This window comes from Streptomyces sparsus, from assembly GCF_054776295.1.
In genome coordinates this window covers 1-6454 of the sequence record NZ_BAAHCA010000211.1, presented here as the reverse complement: position 1 = coordinate 6454, position 6454 = coordinate 1, and the positions used below count along the sequence as shown (strand labels likewise).

Annotated in this window: 9 protein-coding genes; 5 read left to right on the top strand and 4 right to left on the bottom strand. The window is 69.7% G+C overall.

The features are described 5' to 3' along the window. Positions 1 to 56: 56 nt before the first annotated feature. From ACYVE9_RS12395 to ACYVE9_RS12385, 3 genes are all read right to left on the bottom strand, one after another. Positions 57 to 401 (bottom strand): DUF2516 family protein, encoded by a 345-nt coding sequence (locus ACYVE9_RS12395; RefSeq protein ID WP_461027857.1) that lies wholly within the window; start codon positions 399 to 401, stop codon positions 57 to 59. Between the two features lie 149 nt (positions 402 to 550). Further along, complete coding sequence (locus ACYVE9_RS12390; RefSeq protein WP_461027856.1) at positions 551 to 1210, bottom strand: hypothetical protein; 660 nt, start codon at positions 1208 to 1210, stop codon at positions 551 to 553. 22 nt (positions 1211 to 1232) lie between these two features. Beyond that, positions 1233 to 1664 (bottom strand): helix-turn-helix domain-containing protein, encoded by a 432-nt coding sequence (locus ACYVE9_RS12385; RefSeq protein WP_461027855.1) that lies wholly within the window; start codon positions 1662 to 1664, stop codon positions 1233 to 1235. A gap of 161 nt (positions 1665 to 1825) precedes the next feature. Here ACYVE9_RS12385 and ACYVE9_RS12380 point away from each other — a divergent pair, with 161 nt between their 5' ends. The 5 genes from ACYVE9_RS12380 to ACYVE9_RS12360 all read left to right on the top strand — a co-directional run bounded on the left by ACYVE9_RS12380 (position 1826) and on the right by ACYVE9_RS12360 (position 5360). Beyond that, the gene (locus ACYVE9_RS12380; RefSeq protein ID WP_461027854.1) at positions 1826 to 2506 is read left to right on the top strand and encodes a hypothetical protein; all 681 of its coding nucleotides are present in this window, start codon (positions 1826 to 1828) and stop codon (positions 2504 to 2506) included. Between the two features lie 327 nt (positions 2507 to 2833). After that, complete coding sequence (locus ACYVE9_RS12375) at positions 2834 to 3217, top strand: SMI1/KNR4 family protein (RefSeq protein ID WP_461027853.1); 384 nt, start codon at positions 2834 to 2836, stop codon at positions 3215 to 3217. Positions 3218 to 3346: 129 nt separating this feature from the next. Continuing rightward, on the top strand, positions 3347 to 3592 hold the full coding sequence (locus tag ACYVE9_RS12370; protein WP_461027852.1) for a hypothetical protein: 246 nt from the start codon (positions 3347 to 3349) through the stop codon (positions 3590 to 3592). Positions 3593 to 3682: 90 nt separating this feature from the next. Continuing rightward, positions 3683 to 4537: an alpha/beta fold hydrolase gene (locus ACYVE9_RS12365; RefSeq protein ID WP_461027851.1), complete on the top strand. Its 855-nt coding sequence runs from the start codon at positions 3683 to 3685 to the stop codon at positions 4535 to 4537. A 271-nt stretch (positions 4538 to 4808) separates the two neighbouring features. After that, complete coding sequence (locus tag ACYVE9_RS12360; RefSeq protein ID WP_461027850.1) at positions 4809 to 5360, top strand: class I SAM-dependent DNA methyltransferase; 552 nt, start codon at positions 4809 to 4811, stop codon at positions 5358 to 5360. A 124-nt stretch (positions 5361 to 5484) separates the two neighbouring features. Here the strand turns inward: ACYVE9_RS12360 and ACYVE9_RS12355 are convergent, their stop codons facing one another. Continuing rightward, positions 5485 to 6246, bottom strand: a complete 762-nt coding sequence (locus ACYVE9_RS12355) for a class I SAM-dependent methyltransferase (protein ID WP_461027849.1) — start codon at positions 6244 to 6246, stop codon at positions 5485 to 5487. Between the last annotated feature and the right edge of the window lie 208 nt (positions 6247 to 6454).

The window sequence follows — 6454 nt, the reverse complement described above, 5'->3', positions numbered from 1 at the left end:
CCGGTGGCCGGGCGGGGGGCGCTCCGGGCGCTGGGCGCCCCGGGCGGTGGGTGGTCTCAGCGGCCGCCGTTGTACGGCCCGTACGGGCCGTCGCTGCTGCTGCCCCGGGACCGGCCGCCACCGCCGCCGTTACCCGTCACCCGGATCAGCGCGGGACGCACGTCGACCATGTAGACGATGTTGGCGATGACACCCGCGATGACCAGGAAGAAGAAGTTGAGGATCAGGTTCACGGCGACCACCACGCCGAGAATGATCAGCCAGAACTGCTTGGTCTTCTTGTCCGCGGCCCGGTAGGCGTCCTCCCGGCGCAGCGCGGCGTCCACGAAGCAGAAGATGGCGAAGATCAGCAGCCCGAGAAAGACAAAACTCAGCAGACTGTTGAAACCGTTCAGAAGCACTCTGGCCACCACCCTGGAGATACGCCGTCCTTGGCACCCACGCTACCTGGACGGCAGGCCGGGCACGTGTCCCATGCCCGGCCTGTCCTGTCCTACTCGTTGTTCGTCTGTTCCGCCCCGTCCGTTCCGGAGTCCGGACGGTCCTCGGCTCAGGAGTCGGACTTGGGCGCCGACTTCTGACCGGTGGCCTTCTTCTCGGCCGGGGACTGACGTGAGGCGCTGCCGCCCTTGGCGGGCCCGCCCTGCTTCTGGCCGGCGGCCTTCGTGGAGGTGCCGGAGCCGGACTTCGCCCCCTCGGAGGTGCCGGTCCTGGACGTGCCCGTGGTCCCGCCCTTGGCGCCGGACTTCTGCGCCGAGCCGGAGCCGGATCCGCTGCCCGAGCCGGTGTCGGAGTCGGGCTTCGGGTCGACGGGGGTCTCGGTGACCACCACGGCCTCACGCTCGATGGTGGCCTCGTAGATGACCTCCTCCGAGTCGTTCTTGGCGCGCCACGACTCGACGGCCGTCTTGCCCTGCTCGGCCAGCGTGTCGTAGCCCTCCTTGGCCTTGACGGCGGCCTCGGCGGCGAAGCCGACGCCCTGGAGTGCGAAGTGCTGGGCCTGCTCGCGGATCTTCTTCAGGTCCGAGTCCAGCGTGGTCAGCACGTCCTGGAACCTGCCCTGTACGCGCTCCTGCACCTGCTTGGGGTCCGTGGACTTGACCTTGGCGATGTGCTCGGGCGCCTCGCTGCGGAACTTCTCGATGACTCCGGCCGCGAAGTACAGCGGCGTCGGGTCGGTGAGGGTCTTGCGGAAGTCGGTGTTGGCCATGTGAGTTCCCTCCCGGGGATGCTCAGGGTTGCTGCTCCGTGTACTGCTGCGGCGGCTGCCGCGGTGACGACTTCTGCGGCGTCTCCGGCACGTCCTGCGACACGGCACCACTGCCGTGCTGCGTGCGGAACGACTCGTAGATCTGGAGCAGCGCCTGCTTCTGCTGCCCGTTGATCGACGGGTCGGCGAGGATGGCGGCGGCGACCCCGGTCTCCCCGGGCTCCCGCTCCTCCAATATCCCGGCCCGCACGTAGAGCGTCTCGGCGGAGATCCGCAGCGCCTTGGCGAGCTGCTGCAGGATCTCCGCGCTGGGCCTGCGCAGCCCGCGCTCGATCTGGCTGAGGTACGGATTCGAGACGCCGGCCGCGTCGGCGAGCTGCCGCAGCGAGAGCTGGGCGTTGCGCCGCTGCTCGCGCAGGAAGTCACCTATGTCACCGGGGTTCAACGAAGCCATGCCCCCACCATGCACCCCTGGTGCTAACTTTTGCAAGCGACTGCTTGCAAAAGTGTCGCCCTTCACAGGGGCGGGTGCGGTGACTCCAGCGTGAGCTGGCACCTTCCAGCAGCTGTTGTCACCGGTAGCCCAGCAGGTGGGTGTCAGTGGCGTGCGCTTGGATGGGCGCCGTGACCGTTCACGATGTGGCCGAGGTGCTTCCTGACATCCCGACGCTGCGGGACCGGTGTCGGTCGATGGCCATGCTGGAGGCCGTGCTGAACCCTGACGGCGAGCGCTACCACTCGTTCGGTCCAGCTTGGTCCGAGACGGAGGAGATCGCCTCCATGCGCAACGGCTCGGGGGACGAGTTCGACGTCATCTTCTCTCCGGCGGGCGCGTATGTCCGAGGCTTCGACCACGAGTCGGCGATGAGCCCGTATGTCAACGACGAGCCCTGGCCGGGCGTCGTGGACTCGGTCCCCGAGGTGTTCCGCAGTTGCGTCGAAGAGCCGGCGTTCACAGACGACGGGATGCCCAGGGTGACGGCTTGCATGTGGCGTGAGGCGGGAAGCGAACGCTGGCGGGCGGGAGAGATCGACTTCCCTGAGGACAGCGCCGACCCTGACGGCTCGGGGTGGCTGTTCCGCTTGCTGGCCGACCCGTCGCCGGAGGCATTCCAGAAGTTCGCCGAGGACTACTACGAGATCCCGGTGGACATCAACGCGGTGCGCCACGTGTATGCCCTCCGTCCACTGACCCAGGAGGTGGTCACGACTTTGAACGACAAGGCATCCCTGGTGAGCGTCGCCAACGCAGCCGCCACGATCGGCTATGCCGTCGCGCCTGGCTCGGTTACCTGACCTGGGCCTGCCGGGGCGGACTTCGCGGGCGCGGAACGCACCTGTCAGAGCTCCTTGGGAGACTTCCGACCATGACCTCGATTGATCGCGAAGTGCGGAAGTCGTGGGACCGCATCGACGCCTGGTTCAGAGATCGTCTCCCCCGGACGCCGGTAAGGGCTGCTGCGGACCAGGGCCGGCTCGGCGTGATCGAGGCAGACCTCGGGGCAGCGCTCCCCACCGAAGTGCGCGACTGGTGGACCCTGGATCGCGTCAGCGCCGACTACTGGATCCCTGGATCGCGTCAGCGCCGACTACTGGATCCCTGGATCGTTTGCTCCGGTGGGCTTGGAGGAAGCCCTGGAAACGCAAGAGACCTGGTTGCTGGTCGCGGAACAGGAAGGGGTCTCGTTCGACGCGAACGGCGAACCAGAACCGCGGTTCCTGCCGTCGTTCCTGCCGATCGCAATGAGCCCTGGCGGTGACGGACTCATCGTTGACTTGCGGCTCGGTGATTCCTACGGCGCGGTTTTCCTGTGGGACCACGAGACGTGGATACTCGGGGTGCCGCTGTGGGATTCGGTGACCTCCATGCTCCAGGACGTCGCTACCGCTCTCGAATCAGGGACGCCCGCTCTGCTCCGGCACGCCGACATGGGCGGTACCGAAATGGCGTGCGTCGCTCTCGTGGACGACGGCGGCGACCTGGTCTGGGAAGTAGCAGACCAGTGATGTGTGTGGCTCTTCGCAGTCGACGACAGCGTGGCGGAGTACCCACTGCACTGCTCAGTCACTGGGGATGAGCTCGGGGTGCTCGCGCGCGAGATGTCTCTCCCCCCATTCCCAGACGTCGTGTCTGTGATGGTTGAGCGTGTCCTGGAGCGGCCGACAGAGATCTGGTCCAGCCAGCTCGGCATCGACCAACTCGCCCGCACCGTGATCGGCTGCCTCGACGAGGTCGCGCAGACCTACGACGAGAGCGGCTGTCAGGCGAGTGGGGCGAACGCCTCCCTCGGACCGAACTCGAAGCCGTCCGACGCCTATGGCAGGCCCGCCGCCGCAGCGATGACACATAGCCCGCAGAAGCTTGCTGCTCGGGTTGAGTGAGAGAGCCCAGCTGTTCCCGTCTCTGGAGACGTCCCGATCTTCTCTGTGCTGGGCCTTGATCCGAAGATCGTTCCGTTGGGAGGCTGAGGCATGCAGAACCTGCCGACCTTCGTCCTTGTGCACGGGGCCTTCGCCAACTCGTTCTCGTTCGCGCCGTTGCAGGCCGAACTCGCCCTGCTCGGGCACCGCTCGGTCGCGGTGGACCTCCCGGGGCACGGATTCGAGGCGACGTTCCCCGTGGCCTACCAGGCTCCTCAGGATCTCGACGCCCTCGCCGCGGCACCGGGGAGCATCAGGGGCGTCACGCTCGCCGACAACGCCGCCCGCGTGATCGAGGTCCTCGAACGGGCCAGGCGGAACGGGCCCACCGTCCTCGTCGCCCACAGCAGGGGCGGCCTCACGGCCACCGCCGTCGCCAACGCCCGGCCCGAGCTGATCGACCGGATCGCCTATGTGTCCGCCTGGTGCCCCGTCGATCTGGACGTGGGCGCCTACTACGCCGAGCCGGAGATGGCGGACGTCGACGCGAGGACCTTCGCCGCCACGCTCGTCGGGAACCCGGCCGAACTCGGTCTGCTCCGGACCAACTTCCGTACCGCGGCCCCGGCGCCGCTTGCCGCGTTCAAGCAGGCCTTCGCCGCCGACCTCACCGATGACGAGTTCCGGGTCTTCCTGAACACCTTCCAGCCCGACGAGAACCTGGACGTCGGAACGTCCGCCGACCGGGCGCAGGGCGCGACCTGGGGCCGGGTCCCACGGACCTATGTGCGTCTGACCGACGACGCCAGCATTCCGCTCCCCATGCAGGACCGCATGATCCGCGAAGCCGACGCGCTCACCCCCGGCAACCCCTTCGACGTCCGGACGCTCGCGGGCAGCCACCTGCGCTGGCTCGTCCACCCGAAACCCGCCGCCGAGCTGCTCGCCGAGCTCGCAGCGCACTGACACCCCACCGGGCGACCGGCAACCGGCGTGACCGGGTCGAACGGACTCGAGCGGGGGCCGGGGTGGCGGGCCGACCGAGCCCATCCGTGCCCGGCGTTGTGCGGCCTGAAAGCGGCGGGCGCGGACGGGAGGCGGGGGCTACCGTCGTCGGCCATGACCGACACCGAAGCGGCGTACCTGCACGCCACCCGGACGGCTTACGAATCTCGTCGCCGCCGACTACGAGAAGCTCCTCCGCGAGGAACTGGACGCCAAGCCGCTGGACCGCGCCGTGCTCGCCGCGTTCTGCGACCTCGTGCGGGCGCCGGGGAGGGGGCCGGTCGCCGACCTCGGATGCGGTCCCGGCCGCATCACCGCACACCTGCACGCCCGTGGAGTGGACGCCTTCGGCATCGACCTCTCACCCGAGATGATCGCGGTCGCCCGTCGAACGCATCCGGGCCTGCGGTCCGAGGAGGGGTCGATGACCGGTCTGGGACTGCCCGACGCCGGCCTCGGTGGCGTCGTCGCCTGGTACTCGACCGTCCACACCCCGCCGGAGGTGCTGCCGGCCGTGTTCGCGGAGTGCCGTCGGGTGTTGGCCCCCGGCGGTCGTTTGCTGCTGGCCTTCAAGGTCGGGGACCAGCGCCGGCGCCTGAGCCGGGCCTACGGCCATGAGCTGTCGCTCGATGTCCACTGGATGCCCGCCGACCACGTCGCCGACCTGATGAGCGGGGCCGGCCTCGTTCTGGACGCCCGCATGATCCGCGAGCCCGACGCCGACGAGAGGCCCCGGCAGGGACGGCAGGGGTTCCTCCTCGCCCACCGGCCGGAGGGACCGTGACCGGGACGAGGCAGGGCGGGACGAGGCAGGGCGGGACGTGGCAGGCCGGTTCGGGCCGGGCCCGGGTCGCAGTGGCGGCGTGTGGCGGCGTGCGGGCGGCCTCCGCGAGGAGGGCGCTGCGCGGTCAGGCGGGTTTGCGGGCCTCGATCAGGAAGCGGGTGGTGCGGGCGACGAACGGACCCTCGGCGGTGATCTGCTCGTGCAGCTCCCGAAGCCGGTCGTGGTACTTCTCCGTGGTGAAGCCGGGCACCATCCAGATGACCTTGCGCAGGAAGTAGACCACCGCGCCGATGTCGAAGAACGCCGTCCGCAGCGACTCGAAGCGCAGGTCGATCACCTCCAGGCCGGCGTCCGCGGCGTCCCGCCGGGCGTCGTCCGGGTGACGCTGGCGGCGGGCCTCCTCGGGCTGCGGGCCGAGAAAGTACTCGACGAGTTCGAAGACGCTGGCCGGGCCCACGTGCTGCGAGAGGTAGGTGCCGCCGGGCTGGAGTACGCGGGCGATCTCCCGCCACCACACCGTCACCGGATGCCGGCTGGTCACCAGGTCGAAGGCGTTGTCGGCGAACGGCAGCGGGGGCTCGTCCCGGTCGGCGACGACCACCACGCCCAGCGGGTGCAGCAGCCGCGTCGCCTTCGTGACGTTCGGCGGCCACGACTCGGTGGCCACGGTGAGCGGTGGCAGCTTCGGCGCACCGGCGAGCACCTCACCGCCGCCCGTCTGCACGTCCAGCGCCGCGGTCGCCCGCGCCAGCCGTTCGCTCATCGCTCGCTGGTACCCCCAGGAGGGGCGCTGCTCGCTGGCCCGCCCGTCGAGCCAGGAGAAGTCCCAGCCGTCCACCGGCGCGGCCTCCGCCTCAGCCACCAGTTGCTCAAAACTCCGCGTCATGGCTCGATGCTCGCGGCTGCGCCTTGAACGGGCCACTGGTTATCCCCCGACTGCCGATCCGGCGCTGGGGGCGGAGCGGTGCCGCGCCGCCGGGTCCGTCTGGGCCGACGACCCGGGCGGACGGTCCGAACCGTCCGCCCGCCCGGGTGACGGGGGTGCGTGTCCCGTGGCTCAGCCCCCGAACCACCTGCGCCAGACGGGCCTGCGC

Coding starts and splice junctions, on each gene's coding strand:
- ACYVE9_RS12365 (WP_461027851.1), top strand. CDS start 3,683: ATGCAGAACCTGCCGACCTTCGTCCTTGTGCACGGGGCCTTCGCCAAC.
- ACYVE9_RS12390 (WP_461027856.1), bottom strand. CDS start 1,210: ATGGCCAACACCGACTTCCGCAAGACCCTCACCGACCCGACGCCGCTG.
- ACYVE9_RS12355 (WP_461027849.1), bottom strand. CDS start 6,246: ATGACGCGGAGTTTTGAGCAACTGGTGGCTGAGGCGGAGGCCGCGCCG.
- ACYVE9_RS12385 (WP_461027855.1), bottom strand. CDS start 1,664: ATGGCTTCGTTGAACCCCGGTGACATAGGTGACTTCCTGCGCGAGCAG.
- ACYVE9_RS12370 (WP_461027852.1), top strand. CDS start 3,347: ATGGTTGAGCGTGTCCTGGAGCGGCCGACAGAGATCTGGTCCAGCCAG.
- ACYVE9_RS12380 (WP_461027854.1), top strand. CDS start 1,826: ATGGGCGCCGTGACCGTTCACGATGTGGCCGAGGTGCTTCCTGACATC.